General features: G+C 67.8%; 25 protein-coding genes and 1 other RNA gene. 13 read left to right on the top strand and 13 right to left on the bottom strand.

Annotation, left to right across the window (positions count from 1 at the left end):
• Positions 1-33 precede the first annotated feature (33 nt).
• Positions 34-432, top strand: coding sequence for an outer membrane protein assembly factor BamE (locus tag AC1Q5B_RS12215; RefSeq protein ID WP_492631924.1), 399 nt, complete (start codon positions 34-36; stop codon positions 430-432).
• Between the two features lie 10 nt (positions 433-442).
• Here AC1Q5B_RS12215 and AC1Q5B_RS12210 read toward each other — a convergent pair whose 3' ends face one another.
• Both AC1Q5B_RS12210 and AC1Q5B_RS12205 read right to left on the bottom strand, forming a co-directional pair.
• Entirely contained in the window at positions 443-691 is a 249-nt protein-coding gene (locus AC1Q5B_RS12210; RefSeq protein WP_492631923.1) for an RnfH family protein, read from the bottom strand.
• A gap of 1 nt (position 692) precedes the next feature.
• Positions 693-1,121, bottom strand: coding sequence for a type II toxin-antitoxin system RatA family toxin (locus AC1Q5B_RS12205; protein WP_213604918.1), 429 nt, complete (start codon positions 1,119-1,121; stop codon positions 693-695).
• A 41-nt stretch (positions 1,122-1,162) separates the two neighbouring features.
• On the opposite strand from AC1Q5B_RS12205, the gene smpB reads away from it, so the two are divergent.
• The 6 genes from smpB to AC1Q5B_RS12175 all read left to right on the top strand — a co-directional run bounded on the left by smpB (position 1,163) and on the right by AC1Q5B_RS12175 (position 6,395).
• Positions 1,163-1,651, top strand: coding sequence for an SsrA-binding protein SmpB (gene smpB / locus AC1Q5B_RS12200; RefSeq protein WP_492631922.1), 489 nt, complete (start codon positions 1,163-1,165; stop codon positions 1,649-1,651).
• A 233-nt stretch (positions 1,652-1,884) separates the two neighbouring features.
• Positions 1,885-2,238, top strand: a transfer-messenger RNA (tmRNA) gene (gene ssrA / locus AC1Q5B_RS12195).
• A 123-nt stretch (positions 2,239-2,361) separates the two neighbouring features.
• Positions 2,362-3,042, top strand: coding sequence for a DUF3348 family protein (locus tag AC1Q5B_RS12190; protein ID WP_492632093.1), 681 nt, complete (start codon positions 2,362-2,364; stop codon positions 3,040-3,042).
• Positions 3,039-5,126: a DUF802 domain-containing protein gene (locus AC1Q5B_RS12185; protein ID WP_492631921.1), complete on the top strand. Its 2,088-nt coding sequence runs from the start codon at positions 3,039-3,041 to the stop codon at positions 5,124-5,126. Before AC1Q5B_RS12190 ends, AC1Q5B_RS12185 begins: the two co-directional genes overlap by 4 nt.
• Positions 5,123-5,773 (top strand): OmpA family protein, encoded by a 651-nt coding sequence (locus AC1Q5B_RS12180; RefSeq protein WP_492631920.1) that lies wholly within the window; start codon positions 5,123-5,125, stop codon positions 5,771-5,773. Before AC1Q5B_RS12185 ends, AC1Q5B_RS12180 begins: the two co-directional genes overlap by 4 nt.
• The gene (locus AC1Q5B_RS12175; RefSeq protein WP_492631919.1) at positions 5,763-6,395 is read left to right on the top strand and encodes a DUF2894 domain-containing protein; all 633 of its coding nucleotides are present in this window, start codon (positions 5,763-5,765) and stop codon (positions 6,393-6,395) included. The genes AC1Q5B_RS12180 and AC1Q5B_RS12175 overlap by 11 nt, the downstream gene beginning before the upstream one ends.
• Positions 6,396-6,474: 79 nt before the next feature.
• On the opposite strand, the gene AC1Q5B_RS12170 is transcribed toward AC1Q5B_RS12175, so the two are convergent.
• Positions 6,475-7,782 carry an exo-beta-N-acetylmuramidase NamZ family protein gene (locus tag AC1Q5B_RS12170; RefSeq protein ID WP_492631918.1) on the bottom strand — a complete coding sequence of 436 codons (1,308 nt, stop codon included), beginning with the start codon at positions 7,780-7,782 and terminating at the stop codon, positions 6,475-6,477.
• Positions 7,783-7,921: 139 nt separating this feature from the next.
• Here AC1Q5B_RS12170 and AC1Q5B_RS12165 point away from each other — a divergent pair, with 139 nt between their 5' ends.
• The gene (locus AC1Q5B_RS12165) at positions 7,922-9,973 is read left to right on the top strand and encodes a hypothetical protein (protein WP_492631917.1); all 2,052 of its coding nucleotides are present in this window, start codon (positions 7,922-7,924) and stop codon (positions 9,971-9,973) included.
• A 176-nt stretch (positions 9,974-10,149) separates the two neighbouring features.
• Complete coding sequence (locus AC1Q5B_RS12160) at positions 10,150-11,892, top strand: hypothetical protein (RefSeq protein WP_492631916.1); 1,743 nt, start codon at positions 10,150-10,152, stop codon at positions 11,890-11,892.
• A 43-nt stretch (positions 11,893-11,935) separates the two neighbouring features.
• On the opposite strand, the gene AC1Q5B_RS12155 is transcribed toward AC1Q5B_RS12160, so the two are convergent.
• The 5 genes from AC1Q5B_RS12155 to alr all read right to left on the bottom strand — a co-directional run bounded on the left by AC1Q5B_RS12155 (position 11,936) and on the right by alr (position 19,378).
• Complete coding sequence (locus tag AC1Q5B_RS12155) at positions 11,936-14,287, bottom strand: Tex family protein (protein ID WP_492631915.1); 2,352 nt, start codon at positions 14,285-14,287, stop codon at positions 11,936-11,938.
• 152 nt (positions 14,288-14,439) lie between these two features.
• The gene (locus AC1Q5B_RS12150) at positions 14,440-15,114 is read right to left on the bottom strand and encodes a YiaD family glycine zipper/OmpA-like lipoprotein (protein ID WP_492631914.1); all 675 of its coding nucleotides are present in this window, start codon (positions 15,112-15,114) and stop codon (positions 14,440-14,442) included.
• A 105-nt stretch (positions 15,115-15,219) separates the two neighbouring features.
• Positions 15,220-16,680 (bottom strand): WS/DGAT/MGAT family O-acyltransferase, encoded by a 1,461-nt coding sequence (locus tag AC1Q5B_RS12145; protein WP_492631913.1) that lies wholly within the window; start codon positions 16,678-16,680, stop codon positions 15,220-15,222.
• A gap of 59 nt (positions 16,681-16,739) precedes the next feature.
• Positions 16,740-18,158 carry a cryptochrome/photolyase family protein gene (locus AC1Q5B_RS12140; protein WP_492631912.1) on the bottom strand — a complete coding sequence of 473 codons (1,419 nt, stop codon included), beginning with the start codon at positions 18,156-18,158 and terminating at the stop codon, positions 16,740-16,742.
• A gap of 29 nt (positions 18,159-18,187) precedes the next feature.
• The gene (gene alr / locus AC1Q5B_RS12135; RefSeq protein WP_492631911.1) at positions 18,188-19,378 is read right to left on the bottom strand and encodes an alanine racemase; all 1,191 of its coding nucleotides are present in this window, start codon (positions 19,376-19,378) and stop codon (positions 18,188-18,190) included.
• A gap of 93 nt (positions 19,379-19,471) precedes the next feature.
• Between alr and AC1Q5B_RS12130 the strand changes: the two genes are divergently transcribed.
• Positions 19,472-20,170, top strand: coding sequence for a hypothetical protein (locus AC1Q5B_RS12130; RefSeq protein WP_492631910.1), 699 nt, complete (start codon positions 19,472-19,474; stop codon positions 20,168-20,170).
• 3 nt (positions 20,171-20,173) lie between these two features.
• Here AC1Q5B_RS12130 and AC1Q5B_RS12125 read toward each other — a convergent pair whose 3' ends face one another.
• From AC1Q5B_RS12125 to AC1Q5B_RS12105, 5 genes are all read right to left on the bottom strand, one after another.
• Positions 20,174-21,574, bottom strand: coding sequence for a replicative DNA helicase (locus AC1Q5B_RS12125; protein WP_492631909.1), 1,401 nt, complete (start codon positions 21,572-21,574; stop codon positions 20,174-20,176).
• A 226-nt stretch (positions 21,575-21,800) separates the two neighbouring features.
• Positions 21,801-22,250: a 50S ribosomal protein L9 gene (gene rplI, locus AC1Q5B_RS12120; RefSeq protein WP_492631908.1), complete on the bottom strand. Its 450-nt coding sequence runs from the start codon at positions 22,248-22,250 to the stop codon at positions 21,801-21,803.
• Positions 22,251-22,348: 98 nt separating this feature from the next.
• The gene (gene rpsR, locus AC1Q5B_RS12115) at positions 22,349-22,579 is read right to left on the bottom strand and encodes a 30S ribosomal protein S18 (protein WP_056880329.1); all 231 of its coding nucleotides are present in this window, start codon (positions 22,577-22,579) and stop codon (positions 22,349-22,351) included.
• An 11-nt stretch (positions 22,580-22,590) separates the two neighbouring features.
• The gene (rpsF, locus tag AC1Q5B_RS12110) at positions 22,591-23,013 is read right to left on the bottom strand and encodes a 30S ribosomal protein S6 (RefSeq protein ID WP_296280725.1); all 423 of its coding nucleotides are present in this window, start codon (positions 23,011-23,013) and stop codon (positions 22,591-22,593) included.
• A gap of 172 nt (positions 23,014-23,185) precedes the next feature.
• The gene (locus AC1Q5B_RS12105; RefSeq protein WP_492631907.1) at positions 23,186-23,524 is read right to left on the bottom strand and encodes a HesB/IscA family protein; all 339 of its coding nucleotides are present in this window, start codon (positions 23,522-23,524) and stop codon (positions 23,186-23,188) included.
• A gap of 113 nt (positions 23,525-23,637) precedes the next feature.
• On the opposite strand from AC1Q5B_RS12105, the gene asnS reads away from it, so the two are divergent.
• From asnS to AC1Q5B_RS12090, 3 genes are read left to right on the top strand one after another with little or no spacing between them, the layout of a single operon-like run.
• A complete protein-coding gene (asnS, locus tag AC1Q5B_RS12100) occupies positions 23,638-25,038 on the top strand; it encodes an asparagine--tRNA ligase (RefSeq protein ID WP_492631906.1) in 1,401 nt (466 codons plus the stop codon).
• Positions 25,038-25,343: a hypothetical protein gene (locus tag AC1Q5B_RS12095; protein WP_492631905.1), complete on the top strand. Its 306-nt coding sequence runs from the start codon at positions 25,038-25,040 to the stop codon at positions 25,341-25,343. Before asnS ends, AC1Q5B_RS12095 begins: the two co-directional genes overlap by 1 nt.
• Positions 25,340-25,648 (top strand): hypothetical protein, encoded by a 309-nt coding sequence (locus AC1Q5B_RS12090; protein ID WP_492631904.1) that lies wholly within the window; start codon positions 25,340-25,342, stop codon positions 25,646-25,648. The genes AC1Q5B_RS12095 and AC1Q5B_RS12090 overlap by 4 nt, the downstream gene beginning before the upstream one ends.
• Positions 25,649-25,654: the final 6 nt, after the last annotated feature.

Genomic DNA, 25,654 nt, shown 5'->3' with positions numbered 1-25,654 from the left:
TCATCGGCCCGGTTTCCCACCGTACCTGTCCCAATGCGCAAATTCCTGCTGGTTGCCGCCCTCGCTTCCGCCACCGCCGGCTGCGGCATCCTGTACAAGCAGCCGATCTACCAGGGCAACCTGATCGAGAAGACGGCCGTGGACCAGTTGCAGGCGGGACAGAGCAAGCAGCAGGTGCAGTCGTTGCTCGGCAGCCCGTCGATCGCCGATCCGTTCCACGCCGACCGCTGGGACTACACCGCCAGCAACCGTACCAACCGCCGCGGCACCACCGAGATCAAGAACCTTACCCTGATCTTCAATGGCGGCGTGCTGGCCAGCTGGGAAGGCGAATACTTCCCCGAGGCCGACTCGCAGCTGGCGCGCGACGTGCGCAAGTTCGGTCCGAACCTCGCCAAGGACAAGAAGAAGGGCGGCGGTCGCCGCCGCTGATCGCGGGCGTTCAACCGCGCGCCCGACGCCGGCGCGCTTCCTTGGGATCGATCAGCAGCGGCCGCAACACCTCTACGCGGTCGCCTTCGCTCAGTACCGTACCCCCCGTGGCATTGACGCCATGGATCGCGACGGCTGCACGCTCTTCACCCGCGAAGCCACTGGCCGCCAGCGCGTCGGCCACGGTGGCGCCCTCGGGCAGATCCAGCCGCACGGACTCGAACCGGTGCGGCCAGGCGCGGATCACTTCCACCTTCACCTCATTCTCCGCGGTCGGCGGCGCGCACGAAGTCGTCGACCATGCGATCCGCCAGCCCCTGGAAGCCCAGCGCCATCGCCGGCGCCAGCAGGCGGCTCGACGGCTCGAACTCCAGCGTCAGCGTCACTTTGCAGGCGGACTCGTCCAGCGCGTGGAAATCCCAGCGCCCGTGCAGCTTGCGGAACGGACCATCGACCAGGTCCATGTCGATGCGGTGCGGGCGGTCCAGCGTGTTCTCGGTGGTGAACCAGGTGCGCAGCGAGCCGAGGCCCAGATCCAGCCGGGCGACCAGTCTCGCTTCGCCCTGCTCGATCAGTTCGGCCGCGCTGCACCAGTCGAACCGGCGTGGGTAGGCCGCCACGTCGTTGACCAGGTCGAACATCCGGGTGGCCGAGTGTTCGACCAGGGCGCTGCGGCGGATCGTGTGCATGTGGCTCGCGTAGGGTTCCGCCTTCGGCGACAATAGGACGGATGGCAAAGAAACCGGACAAGAATAAAGCAACGGGCACGATCGCGCTGAACAAGCGCGCCCGGCACGAATACCACTTCGAGGAGCGCTACGAGGCGGGCCTTGCCTTGCAGGGATGGGAACTGAAGGCGATCCGCGCCGGCCGCGCCAACATCACCGAGGCCTACGCGATCGTCCGCCATGGCGAAATCTTCCTGTTCGGCGCGCAGATCACGCCGCTGATCCAGGCCTCCAGTCATGTGGTGGCCGACGACCGTCGCACCCGCAAGCTGCTGCTGCACCGGAACGAGATCGACAGCCTGATCGGCAAGGTCGAGCGCGACGGCTACACGCTCGTACCGACCTCGCTCTACTGGAAGGGCAACAAGGTGAAGGCCGAGATCGCCCTGGCCAAGGGCAAGCAGACCCACGACAAGCGTGCGAGCGAGAAGGACCGCGACTGGGCGCGCGAGAAGTCGCGCGTGATGCGGCGGCACAACAAGGATGCGTGAGGCCTCGAGGTGCCGGCTGTGGGAGCGACGCAAGTCGCGATCGCTGTTTCCGGCAGCCCCTTGGAAGCGGAAGCGCGGTGAAATGCAGGGCCCTCGTCGGAGAGCTCGCGACTTACGTCGCTCCCACATCAAGCATCCCGAGGTGAAGCACGGTTGACCCCGGCGCACCGCGAACCTTGTCACCTGCCTACCCCGCCCCTACACTGGCCTTTGTCAGGACGTTTCTGACTCCCGGGGGTGCACTGGCTTCGACGGGGGTTGCGAAGTTGCCTGGTGCATGCCGAGGGGGCAGCTTTCCTCGTAAATCCAGCGGCAAAACTCTAGTTGCCAACGACGACAACTACGCTCTCGCCGCTTAAGGCGTAAGCCCTGAAACTGCTTGTGTCCGTGCTCGCAGCGTAAGGTCATTATCACGGAATCGCCGGGAGTGGCTGCCTGTCAGCACCCGGTCAACCTGAAACAGGCTGGTCCTGCGGTGCGCTTCGCCCACCGTGCTGTCGCAGGACGAGATCCAACGGTGGGATAAGCATGTAGTACCGGGGATGGAGTACCTTCGGACGGCGGTTCAATTCCGCCCACCTCCACCATTTGAAGAGAAGCCGGAACCGCGAGGTTCCGGCTTTTTCTTTGCCCGGCGCCGGATCGTCGGCTCAGATTGGCGGCGAGGCGGACCAGTGGGCTTGGCGCTTCCTGTAAAATCGCCGTCTTTTTTGAGCTTCAGCGTGGCATTAGCGCAATCCCGGGTGGCCGTGTCGGCCCCCGCCTTCGTCCGGCGCCTCGCACGGCTCGGCGACCTCCACATCCCGTCCGCAGGCCCCGGCCTGTCCGAACGGCTGGGCCAGTGGGTCGACTGGAACCGGGCCATCGCGCTGTCGCGCGCGCTGGACGGAGCGCCGGCGGCCGGTGCGGCGGGGATTCCGGTCGAGGGCGAAGAAGCCGCCTGTGCCCGCGTGCGCGCCACCCTGCAGGCCGCCATCTTCCGCACCGACACCTTGGACGCGCTGACCGGCGATGACACCGCCCCCTTCCGTCGTCATTGCCTGGACTTGCAGCGGTCAATGCAGGCCGCCACCGGCCAGTTGCGTGGACGGCTGCGCGATGCGCTGGCCACCGGCTCGCCGGCGCAGGCGCGGCTGGCCGAGGTCGACGCCGTCATGGAAATGACGCTCAGTCCGCGCGAACAGGCGTTGCTCGCGGCCACGCCCGCCCTGCTCTGCACGCACTTCGACCGGCTGAAGCTGGCCTACGCCGACGACCCGGACGCCGCCTGGCTGGCCGGCTTCCGCCGCGACCTGCGGGACGTACTCCTTGCCGAGCTCGACGTCCGCTTCCATCCCATCGAGGGGCTGCTCGCCGCGCTCCGTTCTCCGCCTGTCTCCGGAACACCATGAACCGACACCTGCTTCCCTCCGCCCTGTTCCTGCTGGGCCTCGCCATCGTCATCTGGATCGGCGCGGGCTACGTCGGCACACATGCGCTGGGCGTGGCGGTCACCCTGGTGATCGGTACGTGCTACATCGCCGGCGCGCTGGAACTGCATCGCTACCGGCAGGCCACCGACACGCTGCTGCGTGCCGTCGCCGATACCTCGAGCGCGAACACGGGCCTGGCGGCCTGGGTGTCGTCGCTGCACCCGAGCCTGCGCCCCTCGGTCCGCCAGCGCATCGAAGGCGAGCGCGTGGCGCTGCCCGCGCCGGCACTCACGCCCTATCTGGTCGGCCTGCTGGTGCTGCTCGGCATGCTGGGCACGCTGCTGGGCATGATGGCGACGCTGCGCGGCACCGGCCTGGCGCTCGAGAGCGCTACCGACATCGACGCGATCCGCGGCTCATTGGCCGCCCCGGTGAAGGGCCTCGGCTTCGCCTTCGGCACGTCGATCGCCGGCATAGCCACCTCCGCGGTGCTCGGCCTGCTGGCCGCGCTGTGCCGGCGCGAGCGCCAGCACGCCGTGCACCTGCTGGACGCCGAGATCGCAACTTCCCTGCATATCCACTCGCGGTCGTTCCAGCGCGAAGAGTCCTTCCGCCTGCTGCAGCAGCAGGCCGCGCTGATGCCCGACCTGGTCGAGCGCCTGCAGGCGATGGTGGCGTCGATCGAGCACCAGAACACCGCCGCCGGTGAGCGCCTGGTCGCCAGCCAGAACGCCTTCCACGAGCGCACGGAAGCGACGCAGACGCAACTGGCCGCGTCGCTGGAAGGCGTGCTGAAGCACGGTGTCGATGCGAGCGCACGTGCGGTGGTCGCCGCGCTACAGCCCTCCACCGAGGCGACCCTTGCCGGACTCGCTCGGCAGGCCGCCGCGATACACGACACGGTCAACCAGGCGGTGCAACGCCAACTGGATGGCCTGAATGCCGGTTTCGGCGCAGCCGCCGCGGCCGCGGCCGCCAGTTGGACGGCAGCCGTTGAGCAGCAGCAGCGCTCGAACGCCACGCTCACGGGCGACATGCAGGCGCTGACCGAGCGCCTGGCCAGCGCGTTCGACGCGCGCGCGTCCGTGCTGGTCGAGAGCGTGTCGTCGCAGCTCGAGCGCAATGCCGCGACACTGTCGGAGCGCTGGGACCAGGTACTCGCACGGCACGAGATCTCCAGTGCCGGTATCGCCGCGCGCAACGAGCAAGCCCTGGCCGCCAGCGCCGCCGACACGCAGCGCCACGCCGCCACGCTCCTCGACGCGATCTCCGCATCGCATACCGGCCTGCAACAGGCGCTCGCCGCGCAGGACGAACGGCGCCTCGCCGCCTGGGCCGAACGGCTGACGGCGACCGGTGCCATCCTGCAGGCGCAATGGGAACAGGCCGGTGCGCGCACCGCGACCCTGCAGCAGGAGATCTGCGAGGCGCTGGCGCGCAGCGCGCAGGACATCACCGCGCAGGCGCAGGCGCATTCCACGCAGACCATCGCCGAGATCTCGCAACTGGTGCAGGCGGCCTCGGAAGCACCGCGCGCGGCGGCCGACGTCATCGCCGAACTGCGCCAGACGCTGTCCGACAGCATGGTCCGCGACACCGCCATGCTGGAAGAACGCAACCAGCTGATGGAAACGCTGCAGACCCTGCTCGATGCGGTGAACCATGCGTCCACCGAACAGCGCGGCGCCATCGATGCGCTGGTCGCCACGTCGGCCGACCTGCTGGACCGCGTCGGCACCCGCTTCACCGACCATGTCGAAGCCGAGACCGGCAAGCTCGGCGGCATCGCCGCGCAGGTCGCGGCGGGCGCCACCGAGGTCGCCAGCCTCGGCGACGCGCTCGGCACGGCCGTGCAGCTGTTCGGCCAGTCGAACGAGGCGCTGCTGGTGCGTCTGCAAGCCATCGAAGGCGCGCTGGACCGCTCGCTGGCGCGCAGCGATGACCAGCTTGCGTACTACGTGGCGCAGGCGCGCGAGGTGATCGACCTGAGCCTGTCGGCGCAGCGGCAGATCACCCTCGACCTGCAGCAGTTGGGCGGCATGCCGCCGGCGGTAGCCGCGTGAGCGTCGAGACCGGAGACGACGCGGACCTCGGCGCGCCCGTCTGGGCGAGCTTCGGCGATCTGATGTCGGTATTGCTCGGCGCGTTCGTGCTCGTGCTGGTCGGCGTGATCGCCGTGCAGGCGCAGCTGTCGCAGCGGCTGGACGAAGAAGTGAAGCGGCGCGAGCTGGAAGCGCAGCAGCGCAAGGCGCTGGAGGAAGCGCTGGCCGAACCGCTGGCCGAAGGCCGCGTCACCCTGGTCGATGGGCGCATCGGTATCCGCGGCAACGTGCTGTTCGCGCTGAACTCCGACCAGTTGCAACCCGAAGGCCGCGAATTGCTGAAGGGTCTCGCTGCGCCGCTGGCCGGTTACCTGCGCACCCGCGACGAGATCCTGATGGTCAGCGGCTTCACCGACGACCGCCAGGTCAGCGGCAACAACCGCCTGTTCGCCGACAACTGGGAACTGTCGGCGCAACGGTCGCTGACCGTCACCCGCACGCTGATCGCCGATGGCGTACCGTCGTCGTCGGTGTTCGCCGCGGCATTCGGCGCCGAGCAGCCGGTCAGCGCGAACGACAGCGAAGAGGGCCGCGCCCGCAACCGCCGCGTCGAGATCGCACCGATCCCGCGTCCCGCCAAGCGCGATGCCGCTGCCGATGGACGGTGACGCGCTGGCCGCACCCGCGCAGCTGCAGGCCTGGCGTGCGCACGGCGCCGACCGCATGGATCCGGTGCGTTTCGCCTTCATCGACGCGCTGGCAGCGCGCGCACAAGCGCATGCAGGCGACGCGCGGCGCCTGCTGGACGCGCGCCTGGCCACCCTGATCGCCACGTACGCTGGCGATCTCGCCGGCTGGACGCCGCCTCTCCCGCAAGGCGAGGCCCGATCCGTCGATGCCAGCGCGTTGCGCGCGCTGGCCGCCGCATTGCAACGGTGCACACCGGTGCAGACAGGAACCGCACCGGCGACGGATGCGCCTGCGCATCCGTCGCCGGCAGCACTCGAGGAGGCGCGCCGCGTGTGGACGCAGGTACGCACCGACAGCCAGCTGCGCGCGTCGCTCGACGACCTGCCCGCCGACGCCGGGCCGCTCAATTCCGGCAAGCTGATCCACCGCGCCCTGCACTTCATGCGTGAGGTGTCGCCGGGCTACCTTCAGCACTTCATCGCCTATACCGACACGCTTTCGTCGCTGGAGCGCCTGCAGCAGGGCCTTCATCCGGCCACGGTGGGCGCCGAGAACAGCAGGCCTGCCGGACGCAGCCGGACCCGCAAACGCCGTGCCTGACGTCCCGCACTAGCCGCCACCGCCGTGCCGATGGTCGCGATGAACCGTGCCGGACAGCCGATTTCCCTGTACGTCACGCCTATCGCCCGACCTCCGGATACAGCAGATGGCGCTGCCTCATCGCCCGGAACTGTTCGAGCGCCGGCGTCCAGCGCGCCTCGATAGCGTCGACCGTGTCGCCGCGCGCAATGGCATCGCGAAGCCAGGGCACACCGGCGAGCCGATCGAAGAACGGCGGCTCGCCGGCAAGGAAAGCGAAGTCCGTCGGATGCTGGTCGTGCAACGCCTTCAGTACCGCGATGCCGGTGCGGACCGGGCGGAACGCGGCGCGGTCGTTGACATGCAGCTGCACGCCGGCGCACGCCTTTCCTGCATGTTTGGAGAACGTCGGCGTGAACCAGGTCGGACGGAACTGCACACCCGGCAAGGCCATCGCATTGAGCCGTGCGGCTAGCGCCGGCGCGTCCACCCAGGGCGCACCGACCGTCTCGAACGGCCGGGTGGTGCCGCGTCCTTCCGACACGTTGGTGCCTTCCAGCAAGCCCATGCCCGGATAGACGAGCGAAGTGTCGGGGGTGGGCATGTTAGGCGAAGGCGGTACCCACGGCAGCGGCCCGCGCAGCGGTTCGTCGCCACGCCGCCAGTCCTGCATCGCCACCACATGCAGGTCGGCGCCGATGCCGAATTCGGCGTTGAACAGCGTGGCCAGTTCGCCGAGGGTCATGCCGTGGCGTAGCGGGATCGGGAACAGGCCGACGAACGACGCCAGCGACGGTTCCAGTACCGGCCCCTCGACCAGCATGCCGCCGATGGGATCGGGACGGTCGGTCACGACGACGGGAATACCGGCCCGCTTCGCCGCACGCATCACGCCGGCCAGGGTGTAGGGATAGGTGTAGAAGCGCGTGCCGACGTCCTGGATGTCGAACACCAGTACGTCGACACCGTCCAGCATGGCCGGGGTCGGTTCGCGGTGTTCGCCGTACAGACTGTGCACGGGCACGCCGGTGGCGGGATCGCGCGACGAGGCCACCTTGTCGCCGGCCTGCAAGTCACCGCGCACGCCATGCTCGGGGCCGAACAGCGCGACCAGCCTGAACGCCGGATGCGCGGCGAAGCGGTCCACGTTGCTGCGCAGCCGGCCATCGACGCCGGTGGCGTTGGTCACCAGGCCCACGCGCTTGCCGCGCATCAGATCCAGCCGCTGCTCCAGCAGCACCTCGATGCCCAGGCGTGGCGCCCTCGCGGCGCAATCGCAGGCGACGCCTGCAGCGACACGGTCGGCCGCCATGACGGGGCCGATCATGCCGAGCAGGAGCAGCGCGGCGATGCGTCGGCGGCGCCCGGGGCGCAATGCAGCATGCAGCGGACGCAGGAATCGAGGCATAGTGTCACGACCGTTTGCTATCGTTGTCGCGACGATAGCAGCCTGCGTGGAGGGCCGTGCGAGGGGATCTTCCGCCGGTATCGACGCATTCTTCCGTTGTCAGGTGAGGAATCCGATGTCCCGTATGGCGAAACGCATCATGCGCAGCATGTCTTTCTTGGTCATGGCCGGTGTGGCAATCCCCGCAGCGACCCAATCCGCTCCGAATCGCCTGGGCGTAACGCCGTCGGCGCAATCGCAGGATTTCGTGGAGAACAAGCAGCAGTTCCAGCTGCACAGCCTGCTGACCGAGCAGCGCCATCCGCGCAGCTTCGACCTGAGTACGCGCATCGCCGCCGACACGGCCGATGGACTGTCCTCGCTGCTCGCGGTGGACGAGGACATCGCGAGGGCGCTGCAGGGTGTGGCCGATGATCCGGCCCGCCTGGCCACACTGGAGGCGGCGTCGCGGGAGATCGCGCGTGCGCTGCGCGAAGGCCACCGCCTGTATTTCTACGGCACCGGCTCCACCGGCCGCCTGGCCGAGACGATCGAAAGCGGGTTGTGGCGCCCGTTCTGGCAGCGCACGGCGCAGTCGCCGCTGGCAGCGAAGATCGAGGCGCGCTATCCCGCCCTGGGCGAGCGCGTGCGCGGCGAGATCACCGGCGGCGACCGCGCGTTGATCGCCTCGCTGGAAGGCTTCGAGGACGTTCCCGAGATCGGCCGCCTGCAACTGCAGGACAACGGCATCGGACCGCAGGATGTGGTGTTCGCCGTCACCGAGGGCGGCGAAACCTCGGCGGTGATCGGCACCGCGCTCGCCGCCGCCGACCAGGCCGGCGCGGAAGCGCGGCGCACCTGGTTCGTCTACAACAACCCGGACGACGTGCTGCGTCCGTTCGAACGCAGCCGGCGCGTGCTGGACGATGCGCGCATCATCAAGGTCCCGCTGCCGACCGGACCGCAGGCGATCACCGGCTCCACCCGCATGCAAGCCACCACCACCAGCCTCTACGTGTTGGGCGTGGTGCTGGAAGACGCCACGCGCGCCGTGCTTCGCGACGTGCTGTCGGCCGAGGAACTGGCCTCGCTGGGTTTCGGGGATGCCGGCATCGCCGACCGCCTGCGCGGCTTCACCGTCCTTCAGCAGACCGCCGCGGCCGCCGCACCGAAACTGGCCGCGTGGACCGACCGCGAAGCGGCGAGCTACGCGAATGGACGGCGTGCGACCTACCTCGCCACGCGGGCGCTGATGCCGGTGTTCGTGGACGTCACCGAACGCGCGCCGACCTTCCGGCTCGGCCCGCTCGATCCGGTGAATGCGACCGAACGGCGCTCCTGGATCCAGGTGTGGACGCCGGCCGCCGACGGCGCGCAGGCCTGGCAGGCACTGTTGCACCGGCCCTTCCATGGGCTCGACAAGACGCTGTACCTGCCGCCGTTCGAGAACGGCATCCACGATCCCTACCTGAAAGAGGCCGCGCTGCGTGGCCTCGCCAATGCCGGCGACGAACAGCAGGCGCTGTATGACCTGTCTTTCTCGGACGCGAACATGCAGCGCAACGCGCCCGTGGCCGGCGATTCCGGCGCGCTGATCCTGCTGGGCGACGAACCGCACCAGGATGCGAACCGCGCATGGCTGGACACCGCTGCCGCAGCCGGCGCCGAGCTGGCGCTGGTGTCGGTGTCCGCGCGGCCGCTCGCCCCGGAGGTGTTGCGCGATGTCGCCGCCCTGCCCCGGCCCGTACCGGTCATCGCGGTGACCGTGCCGCAGCGCGATGCCTTCGAACTCAACCAGACCATCGTGTTGAAGATGCTGCTCAATGCCCACTCCACCGGCGTGATGGCCAAGCGCGGCCGGGTGGTCGGCAACACGATGACCAGCGTGCAACCCGGCAACCTGAAACTGATCGGCCGCGCGACGTGGCTGATCCTGTCCCACGTCAACGGGGTGCTGGAGACCCCGGCATGGCGCGCTGCGCATGGCACCACGGCGCCACTGACGTATGCGGAAGCCAATGCCGTGCTGTTCGACGCGATCGAACAGCGCCGCAACGCCGCGGGCGCGGCAGGCTTGCCGGAAGTCGAACTGTCCGTCGTGGCGACGCTCGAGGCCTTGAAGCGCGGCCAGCCGATCGACTGGATGTCCGCCGCAGCACAACTGCGCGCGGAAGGCTTGAGCCGCTATCTCACGCCCTACGCCGCACGCTGACCCGGATCCATGGCGATGCCGGTGAACATCGGCCTCGCATCGCTGACGACTGTAGGAAAACCCTGATTTTTCATGAATACGGGGCGTAACGGACGTGCACGTGTCCGTCGCGCCTGGAGCGCGGCGTTATTCCTGGTGCAGGAGGGATCCTCAGCCACTCAGCCAAGGACAGCACCATGCCCATCATCGATACACCCCTGACGATAGAGAACCTGCGCCATCTGGAACTTCGCGAGCGCTTCCGCGACGACTGGCGCCTCACTCCCGAGCTCTACTGGCCGTTCCTGCGGCCCTGCACCGTCAAGCTGCTGCTGGTAGCCGACGGCGGCCTGGACTTCTCCGAAGGCGACTTCGGCCTGTCCACCTTCGTGCGCTCGCTGCTCGCCATGCCGGGACGCCATGCGCGCTTCGAGATCACGCTGGCGCATATCAACAACGTGGCCAGCAGCCAGCTGATGTCGGCGGAAACCCGCATCGCCCAGCGCATCCCGTCCTTCAAGTTCGACAATGCCGCGCATTTCGGGACCGGCATGTACGACGCGGCGTTCCTGTTCGGCATCAACACGGCGTACGGCGGCGGGCGCGGCGCCGGATATCCGTCGGATCGACTCTCCGACAACGAGTTGCGGGCGTTGACCCAGTTCATGAATGCAGGCGGCGGCGTGTTCGCCACCGGCGACCACGGCGCGCTCGGGAAGGCGCTGTGTCATGCGATTCCGCGTGCACGCGGCATGCGCCGCTGGGACTCCACGACCGGCGGCGAAGATGAAGTCAGCATGGCCGGACCGCGTCGCAACGACACCAACCGGCCGCCGGGCGTGTCGTCGTTCGAAGACCAGTCCGACGATGTGCCGCAGACCATCCAGCCGCGCATGTATTCGCGCCGCAACGGGCTGTTCCGCTACACCTACCCGCACCCGCTGCTGTGCGGTCCGCGCGGCGCGATCCGGGTGATGCCCGATCATCCGCACGAAGGCGAATGTCTCGAACCGACGGCCACCGGTGCCAACCTCAATTTCGGTGGCGCACTGGGCGCGGAATATCCGGCGGCCACCGACGGCGGGCCGCGCCCCTTGCCTGAACTGATCTCGTGGAACAGTGTGCTCGGCGGTACCCGCTCGGGCGGCAAACAGCCGACGCAGTCGCAGACCTTCGGCGGCATCTGCGCCTACGACGGTCACCGCGCCGGCGTCGGCCGGGTGGTCACCGATGCGACCTGGCACCACTTCGTCAACGTCAATCTGATCGGCCTCTTCAGCGACGGCGGCCTGCCGCCGGGGCACGTATGGCGCAACGGCTTCCTGTCGTCCGCCAGCGGGCAGGCCCACTTCGAGGAGATCAAGGCCTACTACCGCAATCTGGCGGTCTGGCTGTCGCGGCCCGAACGCATCCGCTGCATGAACTCGCGCCTGTACTGGACGCTGTTATGGGACGAGCGCGTGATGGAAGCGGTGCTGACGGCAACCGACATTCCGCTGGCCAAGCTCGACCTGGGCGCGATCCGCCTGATCGGCCAGCACGCGCGCGACGTGCTCGGCCGCTTCGCCGGACGCTGCCAGGGCGTTCGCCTGGCACTCGACCTGCTGTACGAACGCCTGCCGCCGCTGATCCCCGAAATCGATCCGTGGTGGCCGGAGCCGGATCCGCTGCGCGAGAAGTTCGATGGCGTGGAATGGCTCGATGGCACGCAGTTGTTCGACATCGCGATCGGCAGCGCGCTGGTGGCGCTGCGCGAAGCCTTCCCCGAGCCCGACGAGAAGACGGTACGCAAGCTGGAGGGCGACCAGATCGAGAAGGTGCTGCGCGATGGCGCCCACGCCGGGCTGCAGCGTGCGATGGACTCGATGGTCGCGTCGGCGGAACTGCTGGCGTCGGTGCCGAAAGCGGTCGCGACGCAGAAGCCGCGCAAGAAGCGCTGAAAAACGCCGGGGGACATCGGCGATCGATGTCCCCCGTCAGGGATCAGGACTTGTCGCGGGCCCGCGCGAAGGCGGCGGCCAGCGCGTTGTCGGACGGCGGCGACGCGGGCTTGGCCGGTGCGGCGCCACGGCGCTGGTCGCGCGGATTGCCACGCGGCGAACGCGCGTCGTTCGTCCGCGCCTCGCGTGGCGCCTGCGGTGCCGGCGCGTCATCGAGGCGGCGCGTCAGTGCGATGCGCTTGCGCGCCACGTCGACCTCCAGCACTTTCACCTTGACGATGTCGCCGGCCTTCACCACCTCGCGCGGATCCTTCACGTAGCGGTCGGCCAGGGCGGAGATGTGGATCAGCCCATCCTGGTGCACGCCGATGTCGACGAACGCACCGAACGCGGCCACGTTGCTGACCACGCCTTCCAGGATCATGCCTTCGCGCAGGTCCTTGATGTCCTCCACGCCATCGGCGAAGCGGGCGGCCTTGAACTCGGGACGCGGGTCGCGGCCGGGTTTTTCCAGTTCCTTCAGGATGTCGCGGATCGTCGGCACGCCGAACCTGTCGTCGGTGTACTGCTCGGGCTTCACGCCGCGCAGGAACACGATGTCACCGACGATCTGCTTCACCTGCCGGCCACTGCCGGCGAGGATGCGCTCGACCACCGGATAGGCTTCGGGGTGCACGGACGAGGCATCGAGCGGCTCGTCGCCATCGGCGATGCGCAGGAAGCCCGCACACTGTTCGAACGTCTTCTCGCCCAGGCGCGGCACGCCCAGCAGCGCCTTGCGCGTACGGAAGGCGCCATGCTCGTCGCGGAAGCGCACGATGTTCTCCGCCACGGTCGACGACAGGCCGGACACGCGCGTCAGCAGCGCCGCCGACGCGGTGTTGACGTCCACGCCCACCGCATTGACGCAGTCCTCGACACGCGCATCGAGCGCGCGCGCCAGGCGGAACTGGTCCACGTCGTGCTGGTACTGGCCGACCCCGATCGCCTTGGGCTCGATCTTCACCAGTTCCGCCAGCGGATCCTGCAACCGGCGCGCGATCGATACCGCGCCACGGAGGCTGACATCGAGGTCGGGGAATTCCTTCGCCGCGAATTCGGACGCCGAGTAGACCGATGCGCCGGCTTCGCTGACGACGATCTTGTCCATCTTCAGGTCGGACGCCTGCTTGATGAGGTCGCCGGCCAGCTTGTCGGTCTCGCGGCTGGCGGTGCCGTTGCCGATCGCGATCAGGTCGACCTGGTGCTTCGCGCACAGGGCGCGCAGCACGTGCAGGGATTGATCCCACTGGCGCCTGGGTTCGTGCGGATAGATCGTCGCGGTGTCGACCAGCTTGCCGGTGCGGTCCACCACCGCCACCTTCACCCCGGTGCGCAGGCCGGGATCGAGGCCGAGCACGGCCTTCGGCCCCGCGGGCGCGGCCAGCAGCAGGTCCTTGAGGTTGTCGCCGAACACGGTAATGGCCTCGGCCTCGGCCTTCTCGCGTGCCTGGTTGAACAGGTCGAGCAACAGGTGCATGTGCAGCTTGGCGCGCCAGGTCAGGCGGCAGGCATCCAGCAGCCACTTGTCGGCGGCGCGACCCAGCGCGGACACGCCGGCGTGCACGGCGACGCGGCCTTCGGCCAGCAGGTGGCCGGCCTCGGCGTCCATGCCCGGATCCAGATCGAGCAGCAGGATCTCCTCACGACGCGCGCGGAACAGCGCCAGCAGGCGATGCGAGGGAATCCTGGCCAGCGGCTCGGCGTGGTCGAAATAGTCGCGGTACTTCGCGCCTTCGTTCTCCTTGCCGGCGGCGACCTTCGCGCGGATCACGCCGACGTCGCTCATCCACCCGCGCAGTTCGCCGACCAGCGCGGCGTTCTCGCCCCAGCGTTCCATCAGGATCGCGCGCGCGCCGTCCAGCGCGGCCTTCGCGTCGGCGACGCCCTTCCCAGCATCGATGTAGGCCACCGCTGCGGTTTCCGGCACCTGGGTCGGATCGGCGAGCAGCCCGTCGGCCAGCGGTTCCAGGCCGGCCTCGCGGGCGATCTGCGCACGGGTGCGGCGCTTGGGCTTGTACGGCAGGTAGAGGTCTTCCAGCCGCGCCTTGCTGTCGGCGGCCTCGATCTCGGCACGCAGTTCGCCGGTCAGCTTGCCCTGCTCGTCGATGCTGGCGAGCACGGCGGCGCGGCGGTCTTCCAGCTCGCGCAGGTAGGTCAGGCGGACTTCCAGGTTGCGCAGTTGGGTGTCGTCCAGGCCGCCGGTGACTTCCTTGCGGTAGCGCGCGATGAAGGGCACGGTGGCGCCCTCGTCGAGCAGGGCGATAGCGGCCTTGGCCTGGGCGGTCTGCGCACCGATCTCGGCGGCGATGGTGGCAGCGATGTGCTGGGCGATCTGGGGATTGCGGTCTTGCATTGCGTCCGTACTGGAAAAACCCGATGGACCGGGTGGGACGCCGATTGTGGCAACGGATGGCGATGCTGGAAACGGGTTGACAGCGCGCGGCGGACGCACCAAAGAGAAAGGACCGCTTGCGCGGCCCTTTCTCTCGTCCATGCGGTGATGGCTTACGACCGCACGGGCAGCACACGCACCTCGACACGACGGTTCATCGCGCGGCCGGCGTCGGTATCGTTGCTGGCGACGGGATAGCGCTTGCCCATGCCGACGATCTCGAAGCGCTCGCGCTGCAGGCCCTGGCCGATCAGGTAGTTGCCGACCGCAGCGGCACGCTGCTCGGACAGGCGCTGGTTGACCGCATCCGACCCGATGCTGTCGGTATGGCCGCTGACTTCCACAATGGTCTGGTTGTACTCGCGCAGCGTGGCGGCGACGTTGTTGAGCGCAGGATAGAACTGCGACTTGAGGTCCGCCTTGCCGAAGTCGAACGTCACGCCGTCCGGCAGGTTGAGCTTGATAACGTCGCCGTCGCGGCTGACGTCGATGCCCGTGCCTGCGGTCTGGCGACGCAGTTCGGCTTCCTGGCGGTCCTGGTAGGCACCGATCGAACCACCGGCGAGACCGCCGATGCCCGCGCCGACCAGGGCGCGCTGGCGGCGTTCGGTGGCGTCGCTGCCGCTGAGCAGGCCGGCGACCGCGCCGATGCCGGCACCGATCAGGGCGCCGGTGCGGGTGCGGTTGGGATCGTTCGGGTCGTTGGTCTGGCCGGTGTAGCTGGCGCAACCGCCCAGCATCGTCACGGTGAGCGCCGCGAGGGCGCCGGTCTTGAGCATCGCGTTCATGGGTATCTCCTGGGTGGCTTGCGGTGCGGAACGGGGGCAAGCCTAACCAGCGAAATGTTCACAACACGCGATTTGAGCCCTGTTCATTCAGGTGGCGGCGGGGAATCAGGACAGCAGGGCGCTGGCCGCCGGCGCGTCCAGCGTTTGCTCCCAGTCGCCCATCAGTGACAGGTACAGGAGCTTCTCGAACTCCGGGCCGAAGCGTCGGATCACCGCATCCGGATCGGGAATCAGCTTGGCGTCGGCGATCAGGCCGAAATGCACGCGGCCGTTGTAACTGAGGATGGACACGCCGATCCCGATGGACCCGGTCTGCGGAACCCAGAACATCATGTCCCGCAGTCGCGCGCCGCCCATGTAGAGCGGCTGCTGGGGGCCGGGCACATTAGTGGCCACCGCCGTCGCCTTCCGCGAAAACAACTCCAGCGCCACACCCTGGATGGCGGAAGGCGCCATACCGAGTGCTGCAAGAAGTCCAAAGGCGACAATGGCTTGGCGAGAATTCTTCAAGTCACGCATGCACTCCGCTACCCGCTCGAGGCGGCGGATCGGGTTGTCCTCGCCGACCGGCAGGTCGAGGAACACGAGGCCGAAATGGTTGCCCAGCTTGCGGGCGTGCTCCAGCGGACGCAGGTTGACCGGCACCGTCGCGCGCAGGGTCACGCCATCGAGCTGCTCGCCGCGTTCCAGCATGTAGCTGCGCAGCGCACCGGCAGCGGCGGCCATCAGCACGTCGTTGACGGTGCAGTCGCAGGCGCGGCCGACCGCCTTCACTTCCTCCAGGTCCAGCGGCTCGGCCCAGGCCACGCGCTTGCTCACACCCAGTTTGCCGCGCAACAACGTCGGCGGATCGTCCGACAGCGACAGGGCATGCAGCAGTTCGCGGCCGATTTCGCCGCCCTCCTTCGCCAGCATGGTCGCCAGCGTTGGGTCCTGCATCATCTCCATGCCCTTGCCCAGCACCTTGCCGCCGATCTGGACGTAGCGGTCGATGGCGCCGACGCGGCGCACGACTTCGGCGCCATCCTTCTTCAGCCAGGCGGAGCGCAGGTCCTTGCCGGCATCCGGCTTGCGGCTGGTATCGGTCAGCGACAGCAACACCTGGACCAGCGCGATGCCGTCGGCATAGCTGTGGTGGATACGAGCGACCAGTGCGGAACCGGTGCCGTAGCGCTCGATCAGGTGGAACTGCCAGAGCGGCTTGGTCTTGTCGAGCGGCGAGGAAGCCATCTGGCTGGTGAAGCGTTCCAGCGCCTTCTTCTCGGACTTCGGATCATGCCGGCCCGGCAGTGCCGACAGCCGCACGTGCCAGTCGAGGTCGAAGTCCGGATCGGTGACCCAGGAGGCGCCCGCCGGCGTGTCGACCGCCTTCTGCAGGAAGCGCGGATAGGCGAGGAACCGCTTCCTGATCACCTGCTTGAGCGTCTCGAGCGTCATCGGCTCGTCGAACATCAGCACGCCGGTGATCATCATCGGGTTGGTCGGACGGCACATCCGCAACCAGGCGGTATCCACTCGCGACATCGGCTCGCGACGCGGCTTTGCCGGCGCTCTCTTCGTGGCCATGCTTGCCCTCCTCTCCCGCGCCGAGTGAAGCATGCGGCGCCGAAAGGCGTCAACGCGGCTCAGTCGCCCGTCTTGCGATAGGCGGCCAGCGCGCCCTCCCGGCCGGCGGCCAGGTCGGCGATCGGATGCCGCGGATAGTCGGGCGCGAGCTTCGCCAGCATGTCGGGCTTCTGCCATGGCGCGAAACGCACCGGCACCGGCAGATCCGAGAGCTCCGGCACCCAGCGCGCGATGTACGTCCCCTTGGGATCGAACTTCTCGGCCTGCGTGACCGGGTTGAACACGCGGAAGTACGGCGCCGCGTCGGCCCCCGTGCCCGCCACCCACTGCCATCCCAGCGTGTTGTTGGCCAGATCGGCATCGACCAGCGTCTCCCAGAACCAGCGCGCGCCGTGCAGCCAGTGGTAGCGCAGGTGTTTGGTGAGGTAGCTGGCGACGATCATGCGCACCCGGTTGTGCATGTAACCGGTCGCCCACAGCTCGCGCAGCCCGGCGTCGATGATCGGCACCCCGGTGCGTCCCCGCTGCCAGGCTTCCAGCGCAACCGGATCCATCTTCGCCCAGTCGAAGTGTTCGAAGCGCGGGTTGAGGTTCTGCGTGGTGGTCTGAGGGAAATGGTGCAGCAGGTGGTAGGCGAATTCGCGCCAGCCCAGTTCGCGGATGTAGCCGTCCATGTCGGCGCTGTTGGCGGCCGTGCGTGCGCGCTCCAGTCCCGCCACGATGCGCCAGGGCGCGATCTCGCCGAAATGCAGGTGCGGCGAAAGGCGCGAGGTGCCTGTGCGGTCGGGACGGTCGCGATCGCTGCGGTAGCCGTTGAGCGCGCCGTCGATGAAAACTTCCAGCGCTTCGCATGCGCCCGCTTCGCCCGGTCTCCAGACGTCCCAGAAGCCTGCATCCCAACCCAGAGCCGGTCGCAACCCCAGCGCGTCGAGCGCCTCGCTGTCCACCGAGGCCTCCACGGACGGCATGCGCGAAGGCGCACGCCAAGGTTCCGGCGCGCGCCACTTCGTCAGCGCCGTTCGCCAGAACGGCGTGAATACCTTGTACGGTTGGCCTTGCTGGGTAGCGATGTCCCAGGGCTCGATCAGCAGGCTGCCATTGAAGCTTTCCACGCGCAGTCCGCGTTCGCGCAGTGCCTTCTTGATGGCCGCATCGCGCGGCTGCGTCGCCGGTTCGTACTTGCGATTCCAGAACACGGCTTCGGCGCCGGTCTCCGCCAGGACGTCATCGAGGACGTCTAGGCTGTGACCGCTTCTTAGCAGCAGGCGCGAACCGCGCTGACGCAGGTCGGCGTCCAACGCGGCCAGCGAGCGATGCAGCCACGCATCCGATGCACCGCCCGGCACCCATTCACCCTCTTCCGCGGGTGCACGGAGATAGAGCGGGATCGGCGTAAAACCCTCGTCGAGTGCGGTACGCAGCGCCGGATTGTCGTCCAGGCGGAGGTCGTGGCGGAACCAGACGATGGCATTCGGCATGCGGTGAACCCGGACGGTGGCAGCGTTGCTTACGCGATTGGTGCCGTGCCGGATGCACCACCGACGTACTCGCGCGGGATGCGGGCGTTGAGTCCGGTGAGGATTTCGTAGGGAATCGTCCCGGCGGCCAATGCCACGGCTTCGCAGGAAATCGCGTCGCTGCCCTGCCGGCCGATCAGCACGACTTCGTCTTCGTTGTAGGCGCTGCCCCCGGGGCCGAGATCGACCATGAACTGGTCCATGCAGACGCGGCCGACGATCGGATGGCGCTCGCCGCGCACCAGCACCTCGCCCCGCGACGACAGCGAGCGGGGATAACCGTCGCCATAGCCGATCGGCACGGTGACCACGCGCGTATCGCTCGTGGCGGTCCACGTGGCGCCATAGCTGACGGTGCGGCCCGCCTTGACCACCTTGAAATAGACCACCCTCGAGACCAGGGACAGTGCGGGCCGCAGATCCACCGTCGCGTGCGACGCGGGATCCGGCATCACACCGTACAGCGCGATGCCAGGACGCACCATGTCCAGGCAGGTCTCAGGAAAATGCAGCACGCCTCCTGAGTTGGCCAGATGGCGGATCGGCATGGGCGCACCGATGCGATCGAAGTGTCCGCACGCATGCAGGAAGCGCTGCAGTTGCTCTTGCGTCATCGGCGAAGCCGGGTCGTCCGAGCAGGCCAGATGCGAGTAAATACCTTTGACCGAGCACCAGGGCGACGCCAGCGCCGCATCGATCAATGGCGCGGCGTTCTCGCTGTGCACGCCGATGCGCTCCATGCCGGTGTCGATCTTCAGATGGACCACGGCTTTCCGTCCCGTCGCCTCGGCCGCCTCTTCGACCTGCCGCAGCTTGGCGATCGAAGACACCGTCACTTCCAGATCGTGGGCAAGGAACTGCGCCACCTGTGGCGCGTGGATGCCGCCGAGCACCAGGATCGGAACCGTGATGCCGGCACGGCGCAGCGCGATGCCTTCCTCGACGAACGCGACGCCCACCTGGTCCACGCCCTGCGCCTGGAGATGACGCGTCACCGGCACCAGGCCGTGGCCGTAGGCATTGGCCTTGACGATGCCCATCACCGGCACGCCGACATGGGACTGGATCGCACGCAGGTTGTGCGTCAGCGCATCCAGGTCGACATGGATGCGCGTGGGGCGGTCGTTCGCCTCCGGACGTGTGTGCGGGTCTGACAAAGCGGTGTCCACCGGGGCATCCATGCGGTGATTGTAGCGTCGGCGCCTTCGCTCCCGTTCATGCCGTCACGTGAAAGCCTGCGGTAGGCTGGCGGCGGGTTCCAGAAATCGGCTCCGATGGCGCTACGCTCGAAGTCCATCACGATGATCGTCGTTGGCGTGATCGCCCTCGCCGCTGTCGGCGCCTGGTGGTGGACACGCACGCTACACATGGACGCCACGTCGCCCTCCGCCGGCCCCTCCCCTGCCCTGGCGCCCGCGCCGATGTCCTCCCCGCCGGCAGCCGCCACCGATACACCGGCCATATCGACCGGCAGGCACGCCACAGCCAAGAGGCCTGTTGCGGAGGCAGTCGACACCGCGCCCGCGCTCCTGCCCACATCGGCCATCGGTGTGCGGGTGGGTGCGCGCCCTTTGTCTGCCGAAGGGGAACGCCGACTGGACAAATTCCTGGCCGGACTGCGGAACACCAGCTCCGACGTCGGCGACTTCGAGCTGCTGGGCCGTTCGGAGCCGGCGGACCCCGACTGGTCGCCGCGACTGGAGGCACTCATCCAGCAGGTGATCGACCGCCGTGGCCACGAATTCGGTCAACTGGAGATCGGTCGGCCACGCTGCAGCAAGAGCCTGTGCATGCTGACGGCGGTGGCGACCACGCGGAGCCCGCAGCAACCGGCCCAGGCCGACTTCCAGCGCCTCGTCTACACCTACATGGTCGCGGAACCCTGGTTCCGCGAATCCTTCTTCGACGCCAGCACCACCGTGGCTGCCGATGCGACGGGCAATGTCTTCGTGACCTACTTCATCCGTAAGTAGCGCTCATTCGAACGCGCCGATGTTGTCGTGGCTCAGGTTGTCGAAGCGCGTGTACTCGCCGAAGAACCGCAGCTTGCACGAGCCGGTGGGACCGGAACGCTGCTTGCCGATGATGATCTCGGCCAGACCCTTGTCCGGCGAGGTTTCCTTGTTGTAGTAGTCGTCGCGGTAGATGAAGACGATCATGTCGGCGTCCTGCTCGATGGCGCCCGATTCGCGCAGGTCGGCCATCACCGGGCGCTTGTCGGTACGCGTTTCCAGTGAGCGGTTGAGCTGCGACAGCGCGATCACCGGTACGTTGAGCTCCTTCGCCAGGCCCTTCAGCGAGCGCGAGATCTCCGAGATTTCGGTGGCGCGGTTCTCGCTGTTGCCGGGCACCGACATCAGCTGCAGGTAGTCGATGACGATCAGGCCCAGGTCGTGCTCGCGTTTCAGGCGGCGCGCCTTGGAGCGCAGCACGTCGGGCGACAGGCCGGGGGTGTCGTCGATGAAGACCTTGGCCTGGTCCTTGAGGATACGGATGGCGCTGGTGACGCGGCTCCAGTCCTCGTCCTCCAGTTGGCCCGTGCGCAGGCGGGTCGCATTGATGCGACCCACCGACGAGATCAGGCGCATCGCGAGCTGGCCCGCCGACATTTCCATCGAGAAGACCGCGACCGCCTTCTTCGACTTGATCGCCGCGTACTCGGCGATGTTCAACGCGAACGTGGTCTTGCCCATCGCCGGACGCGCCGCCAGGATCACCAGATCGGTCGGCTGCAGGCCCGCGGTCATCATGTCAAACTCGGTGTAGCCGGTCGGCAGGCCGGTCACCGTGCCGCCGCTCTCCGAGCGCACGCGCAACACCTCGAACGCGTCCTTCAGCGCATCGTTCATCGCCACGAAGTCGGTGCGCCCGCGCGCGCCCTGCTCGGCGATGGCGAACACCTTCTGCTCGGCGACCGCCAGCATCTCGTCACTTTCCTTGCCGTCGGGCTGGAACGCGTCGTTGACGATCTCGGTGCCCACCTCGATCAGCTGGCGCATCACCGCCTTGTCGCGGACGATCTCCGCATAGGCGGTGATGTTGGCGGCAGACGGCGTCGTGCTGGCCAGTTCGACCAGATAGGCGCCGCCGGCGATCAGCTCCAGCTGGCCCTGCGATTCGAACCATTCGCCCAGTGTCACCGCATCGAACGGCCGGTTGCGCTCGGCCAGCTCGCCGATGGCGCGGTAGATCAGCTGGTGGTCGCGCCGGTAGAAATCGTTCGGCGTCAACTTGTCGTTGATGCGGTCGTAGGCTTCCGGCGCCAGCATCAGGCCGCCCAGCACCGCCTGCTCCGCCTCGATGGAGTTCGGCGGCACGCGCAGCTGTTCGATGCGCGCATCGTGGGGATCGGAACGGAAGCCGGGACGTGCGGACATGGGCAGTGACAACCAGAGCGATGGAAGGCCGGACCGGACATGCTAGGAGCCCAGCCTGTGGGCTCGCGACGGAACAACCTGTGGATAAGTGACATCACGCTGACCGCGTTCCGTCTCGCCAGCTGCGACGGTGACGGCCGCTGGTCGGCGAACGCTGCGCCTCAAAATAGGACGGGCGCCTTTCGGCGCCCGTCTGTTGGCATCACGGATGATGCGCGGGAGTGGATCAGGCTTCGGCCTGCACCACGACCTTGACGGTCGTCTGCACGTCGGCGTGCAGCTTCACGACGATGTCGTACTCGCCGATGTTGCGCAGCGCGCCTTCGCCCATGATGACTTCGCTCTTCTCGAGCGGCAGGCCGGCGGCGGTGAACGCCTCGGCGATGTCGCGCGGGCCCACCGAACCGAACAGCTTGCCTTCGGTCGCGGCATTGGCGGTGATCGTGACGCTGGCGCCTTCCAGCTTGGCGGCGCGGCCTTCGGCCTCGTCGTGCACGGCCTTGGCCTTGGCTTCGTACTCGGCGCGCTTGGCTTCGAACTCGGCGACGTTGGCGGCGGTGGCCGGCACAGCCTTGCCCTGCGGCACCAGGAAGTTGCGGCCGTAGCCCGGCTTCACGTTGACCTTGTCGCCCAGGACGCCCAGGTTGGTCACTTTCTGCAGAAGAATCAGTTCCATCGTATTGCTCCGTATTCGTTAGCAGGCGGGGCCTGCAGCGATTGGCTGTCCGAATGACAGTGGGAAAGAAGAACCTCCCCGTTCGGGGAGGTCCTGGATTACACGTCGTGGTTGTCCGTGTACGGGATCAGCGCCAGGAAACGGGCGCGCTTGACCGCGGCGGACAGCTGACGCTGGTAGCGGGACTTGGTGCCGGTGACGCGGCTCGGCACGATCTTGCCGTTTTCGGTCAGGTACTGGCGCAGGGTGTTGAGATCCTTGTAGTCGATCTCTTTCACGCCTTCGGCGGTGAACTTGCAGAACTTGCGGCGACGGAAGAACTTGGACATGGGGGTGCTCCTCAGGCGGCTTCGGCGGTGTCGGAATCGGTCGAGGCTTCGGTACCCGCCTCGTCGTCGTCACGGCGGCGACGCTCGCCACGTTCGGGCTTGTCGCCCTTCTCGTCCTTGTTCTTCATGATCAGGGACTGCTCGGTATCCGGACCATCGCGCTTGATGACCAGGTTGCGCAGCACCGCATCGTTGAAACGGAAGCTCTCGACCAACTCGTTCAGCACGGCCTGGTCGGCCTCGATGTTGAGCAGGACGTAGTGGGCCTTCACCAGGTTCTGGATCGGGTAGGCCAGCTGACGGCGGCCCCAGTCCTCCAGACGGTGGATGGTGCCGTTGCCGCCCTCGATCAGCGCCTTGTAGCGCTCGATCATGGCCGGCACCTGCTCGCTCTGGTCCGGGTGGACCAGGAACACGACTTCATAGTGACGCATCGTTTTTACCTTTCGGATGTAGGCCCGGCCACGGAAAACGGCCGGACGGGACAGCCCCCCGATGCCCGGATCGGACACGGTGGGGCGAGGAACCGGCGGCCAGGCTGGCCTCCGGGAGCCGGAAATTATGGCAGGTCAACCACTTAGGGGCAAGCCGTGCCCCGAACCGCCCTCAGGCGGCGTCGGCGGCCGTCGTGAAGCTCTCGCCGCAGCCGCATTCGGCCGCGGCGTTGGGGTTCCGGAAGAGGAAAGTTTCCGACAACCCCTGCTTGGCGAAGTCGATTTCGGTGCCGTCGACCAAGGGTAGGCTGGTGGCGTCCACATAGATCCTGACGCCACCGAATTCGAACACGGTGTCGCCCTCGCGCTCGTCGCGGGCCAAGTCGGCGACGTGGCCCCAGCCCGAACAGCCGGTGCGGGTCACGCCGAAGCGCAGGCCCAGCGCAGCCGGGGTCTGCTCGACGAAGCGCTGCACGCGCTCGAGTGCGACCGGGGTCAAGGTGATGGCCATGCGTGTCTCCTGTAAGACGCAGACGATTATAGAGCCGCCGGCATGCCGAGGGCTGCGCGGCTCTTGTAAACTCCGCGTTCCATTAATAAGTCTGTTATCGAAGGATTCAAGCCATGACGGTGGTGAGCGTCGAACATGCGCTGGCGGGCAAGCTCCCGGCCGGCGGCGAAGTCACGGTGCGCGGCTGGGTGCGCACGCGGCGCGATTCCAAGGCGGGCCTGTCCTTCGTCAACGTCAGCGACGGCTCGTGCTTCGCACCGATCCAGGTGGTGGCGCCCGATTCGCTGGCCAACTACGAATCCGAGATCAAGCACCTGACCACCGGCTGCGCGGTCGTCGCCACCGGCACCCTGGTCGCCTCGCAGGGCCAGGGCCAGAGCTTCGAGATCCAGGCTTCATCCGTCGAGGTGGTCGGATGGGTGGAAGACCCCCTCACCTACCCCATGCAGCCCAAGCAGCACTCGCTGGAATACCTGCGCGAATTCGCCCATCTGCGCCCTCGCACCAACCTGTTCGGCGCGGTGACCCGTATCCGCAACGCGCTGGCGCAGGCGGTGCACCGATTCTTCCACGAGAACGGCTACTTCTGGATCAGCACGCCGATCATCACCACCTCCGATGCCGAAGGCGCCGGCCAGATGTTCCGCGTGTCCACGCTGGACCTGGTCAACCTGCCGCGCGACAAGGAAGGCGCAGTGGATTTTTCGCGCGACTTCTTCGGCAAGGAGACCTTCCTGACCGTGTCGGGCCAGCTCAACGCCGAGGCCTACGCGCTGGCGATGAGCAAGGTCTACACCTTCGGCCCGACCTTCCGCGCCGAGAACAGCAACACCACGCGCCACCTGGCCGAGTTCTGGATGATCGAGCCGGAGGTCGCCTTCAACGACCTCGCCGCCAACGCCCAGCTGGCCGAAGACTTCCTGAAGTACCTGTTCCGCGCCGTACTCAGCGAACGCGCCGACGACCTGGCGTTCATCGCCGAGCGCGTCGAGCCGACCGCGCTGACCCGCCTGGAAGCCTTCGTCAATTCGCCGTTCGAGCGCATCGACTACACCGATGCGATCTCGCTGCTGCAGAAATCGGGGCAGAAGTTCGAGTTCCCGGTCGAATGGGGCCTGGACCTGCAGACCGAGCACGAGCGCTGGCTGACCGAACAGCACGTCGGCCGCCCGGTGGTGGTGACCAACTATCCGGAGCACTTCAAGGCGTTCTACATGCGCCTGAACGATGACGGCAAGACCGTCGCCGCGATGGACGTGCTGGCGCCCGGCATCGGCGAGATCATCGGCGGCAGCCAGCGCGAGGAGCGCCTGGATGTGCTGGACGCGCGCATGGCGCAGTTCGGTCTGGATCCGGCGCATTACGGCTGGTACCGCGACTTCCGCCGCTATGGCTCGGTGCCGCATGCCGGCTTCGGCCTCGGCTTCGAGCGCCTGGTGGTGTACGTCTGCGGCCTGAGCAACATCCGCGACGCCATCGCCTACCCGCGCGCACCGGGCAACGCGGAGTTCTGATGATCCTGTTCTTCGCCCTGTGCTTCGTCGGCGTGGCCATCGCCGGGTTCTGCGCGTTCGTGATCTTCTGGCCGCTGACGCTGGTGCACGTGCGCGACCGTCATGGCGCGCTCAGCGCGCAGTGGGGCGAAGGCGCCTTCCTCAAGCCCGTCGCGCTGCGCTGGCTGCTGGCGGGCGACTACCGCCAGGTTGCCGACACCTCGCTGTCCGGCCTGGCGACGCCGGCCCGCATCTCGCTGTGCGTCATCATGTTCGGCCTGCTGATGGCCGGCCTGCTCGCGCTGTGGGCGGAGGCGTTCGCATGAATCCGTTCCTTCGTGAAGACTGGTATATCGCCTCGCTCGGTCGCACCCTGATCTGGGCGCGTCTGCGCCTGCTGGAAGCGGGCACCGCCGAGGTGCTGGACAGCGACGGCAACACCCTGGCCTACGACAGCGAGGACAGTGCGCGCGCAGCGCTGTTCGACGCCGAGTTCGTCGCGTTCGATGGCCTGGATGAAGACGATGCGCTGGCGCGCGGCTTCTCGCTGGCCGGCATGCAGCCGCCGCAGGGCGACGACGATGCCGCGCTGGTGCCGCAGATGGTGCAATCGCTCGGCGCGCGCGCCTGATCCGTC

The sequence above is a fragment of the Pseudoxanthomonas sp. GW835-FHT14C01 genome, assembly GCF_058793715.1.
Note: the sequence above shows the minus strand (reverse complement) of the source record. Positions and strands in the feature narration are given on the sequence as shown.

What these genes read in the sequence shown, in the direction of transcription:
- AC1Q5B_RS12130 (WP_492631910.1), top strand. Translation starts at nt 19,472, where the DNA reads ATGGCGCTACGCTCGAAGTCCATCACGATGATCGTCGTTGGCGTGATC.
- AC1Q5B_RS12095 (WP_492631905.1), top strand. Translation starts at nt 25,038, where the DNA reads ATGATCCTGTTCTTCGCCCTGTGCTTCGTCGGCGTGGCCATCGCCGGG.
- asnS (WP_492631906.1), top strand. Translation starts at nt 23,638, where the DNA reads ATGACGGTGGTGAGCGTCGAACATGCGCTGGCGGGCAAGCTCCCGGCC.
- rpsF (WP_296280725.1), bottom strand. Translation starts at nt 23,013, where the DNA reads ATGCGTCACTATGAAGTCGTGTTCCTGGTCCACCCGGACCAGAGCGAG.
- AC1Q5B_RS12105 (WP_492631907.1), bottom strand. Translation starts at nt 23,524, where the DNA reads ATGGCCATCACCTTGACCCCGGTCGCACTCGAGCGCGTGCAGCGCTTC.
- AC1Q5B_RS12185 (WP_492631921.1), top strand. Translation starts at nt 3,039, where the DNA reads ATGAACCGACACCTGCTTCCCTCCGCCCTGTTCCTGCTGGGCCTCGCC.
- smpB (WP_492631922.1), top strand. Translation starts at nt 1,163, where the DNA reads ATGGCAAAGAAACCGGACAAGAATAAAGCAACGGGCACGATCGCGCTG.
- rpsR (WP_056880329.1), bottom strand. Translation starts at nt 22,579, where the DNA reads ATGTCCAAGTTCTTCCGTCGCCGCAAGTTCTGCAAGTTCACCGCCGAA.
- rplI (WP_492631908.1), bottom strand. Translation starts at nt 22,250, where the DNA reads ATGGAACTGATTCTTCTGCAGAAAGTGACCAACCTGGGCGTCCTGGGC.
- AC1Q5B_RS12175 (WP_492631919.1), top strand. Translation starts at nt 5,763, where the DNA reads ATGGACGGTGACGCGCTGGCCGCACCCGCGCAGCTGCAGGCCTGGCGT.
- AC1Q5B_RS12140 (WP_492631912.1), bottom strand. Translation starts at nt 18,158, where the DNA reads ATGCCGAATGCCATCGTCTGGTTCCGCCACGACCTCCGCCTGGACGAC.
- AC1Q5B_RS12215 (WP_492631924.1), top strand. Translation starts at nt 34, where the DNA reads ATGCGCAAATTCCTGCTGGTTGCCGCCCTCGCTTCCGCCACCGCCGGC.
- AC1Q5B_RS12125 (WP_492631909.1), bottom strand. Translation starts at nt 21,574, where the DNA reads ATGTCCGCACGTCCCGGCTTCCGTTCCGATCCCCACGATGCGCGCATC.
- AC1Q5B_RS12090 (WP_492631904.1), top strand. Translation starts at nt 25,340, where the DNA reads ATGAATCCGTTCCTTCGTGAAGACTGGTATATCGCCTCGCTCGGTCGC.
- AC1Q5B_RS12170 (WP_492631918.1), bottom strand. Translation starts at nt 7,782, where the DNA reads ATGCCTCGATTCCTGCGTCCGCTGCATGCTGCATTGCGCCCCGGGCGC.
- AC1Q5B_RS12165 (WP_492631917.1), top strand. Translation starts at nt 7,922, where the DNA reads ATGCGCAGCATGTCTTTCTTGGTCATGGCCGGTGTGGCAATCCCCGCA.
- AC1Q5B_RS12150 (WP_492631914.1), bottom strand. Translation starts at nt 15,114, where the DNA reads ATGAACGCGATGCTCAAGACCGGCGCCCTCGCGGCGCTCACCGTGACG.
- AC1Q5B_RS12155 (WP_492631915.1), bottom strand. Translation starts at nt 14,287, where the DNA reads ATGCAAGACCGCAATCCCCAGATCGCCCAGCACATCGCTGCCACCATC.
- AC1Q5B_RS12205 (WP_213604918.1), bottom strand. Translation starts at nt 1,121, where the DNA reads ATGCACACGATCCGCCGCAGCGCCCTGGTCGAACACTCGGCCACCCGG.
- AC1Q5B_RS12145 (WP_492631913.1), bottom strand. Translation starts at nt 16,680, where the DNA reads ATGGCCACGAAGAGAGCGCCGGCAAAGCCGCGTCGCGAGCCGATGTCG.
- AC1Q5B_RS12160 (WP_492631916.1), top strand. Translation starts at nt 10,150, where the DNA reads ATGCCCATCATCGATACACCCCTGACGATAGAGAACCTGCGCCATCTG.
- alr (WP_492631911.1), bottom strand. Translation starts at nt 19,378, where the DNA reads ATGGATGCCCCGGTGGACACCGCTTTGTCAGACCCGCACACACGTCCG.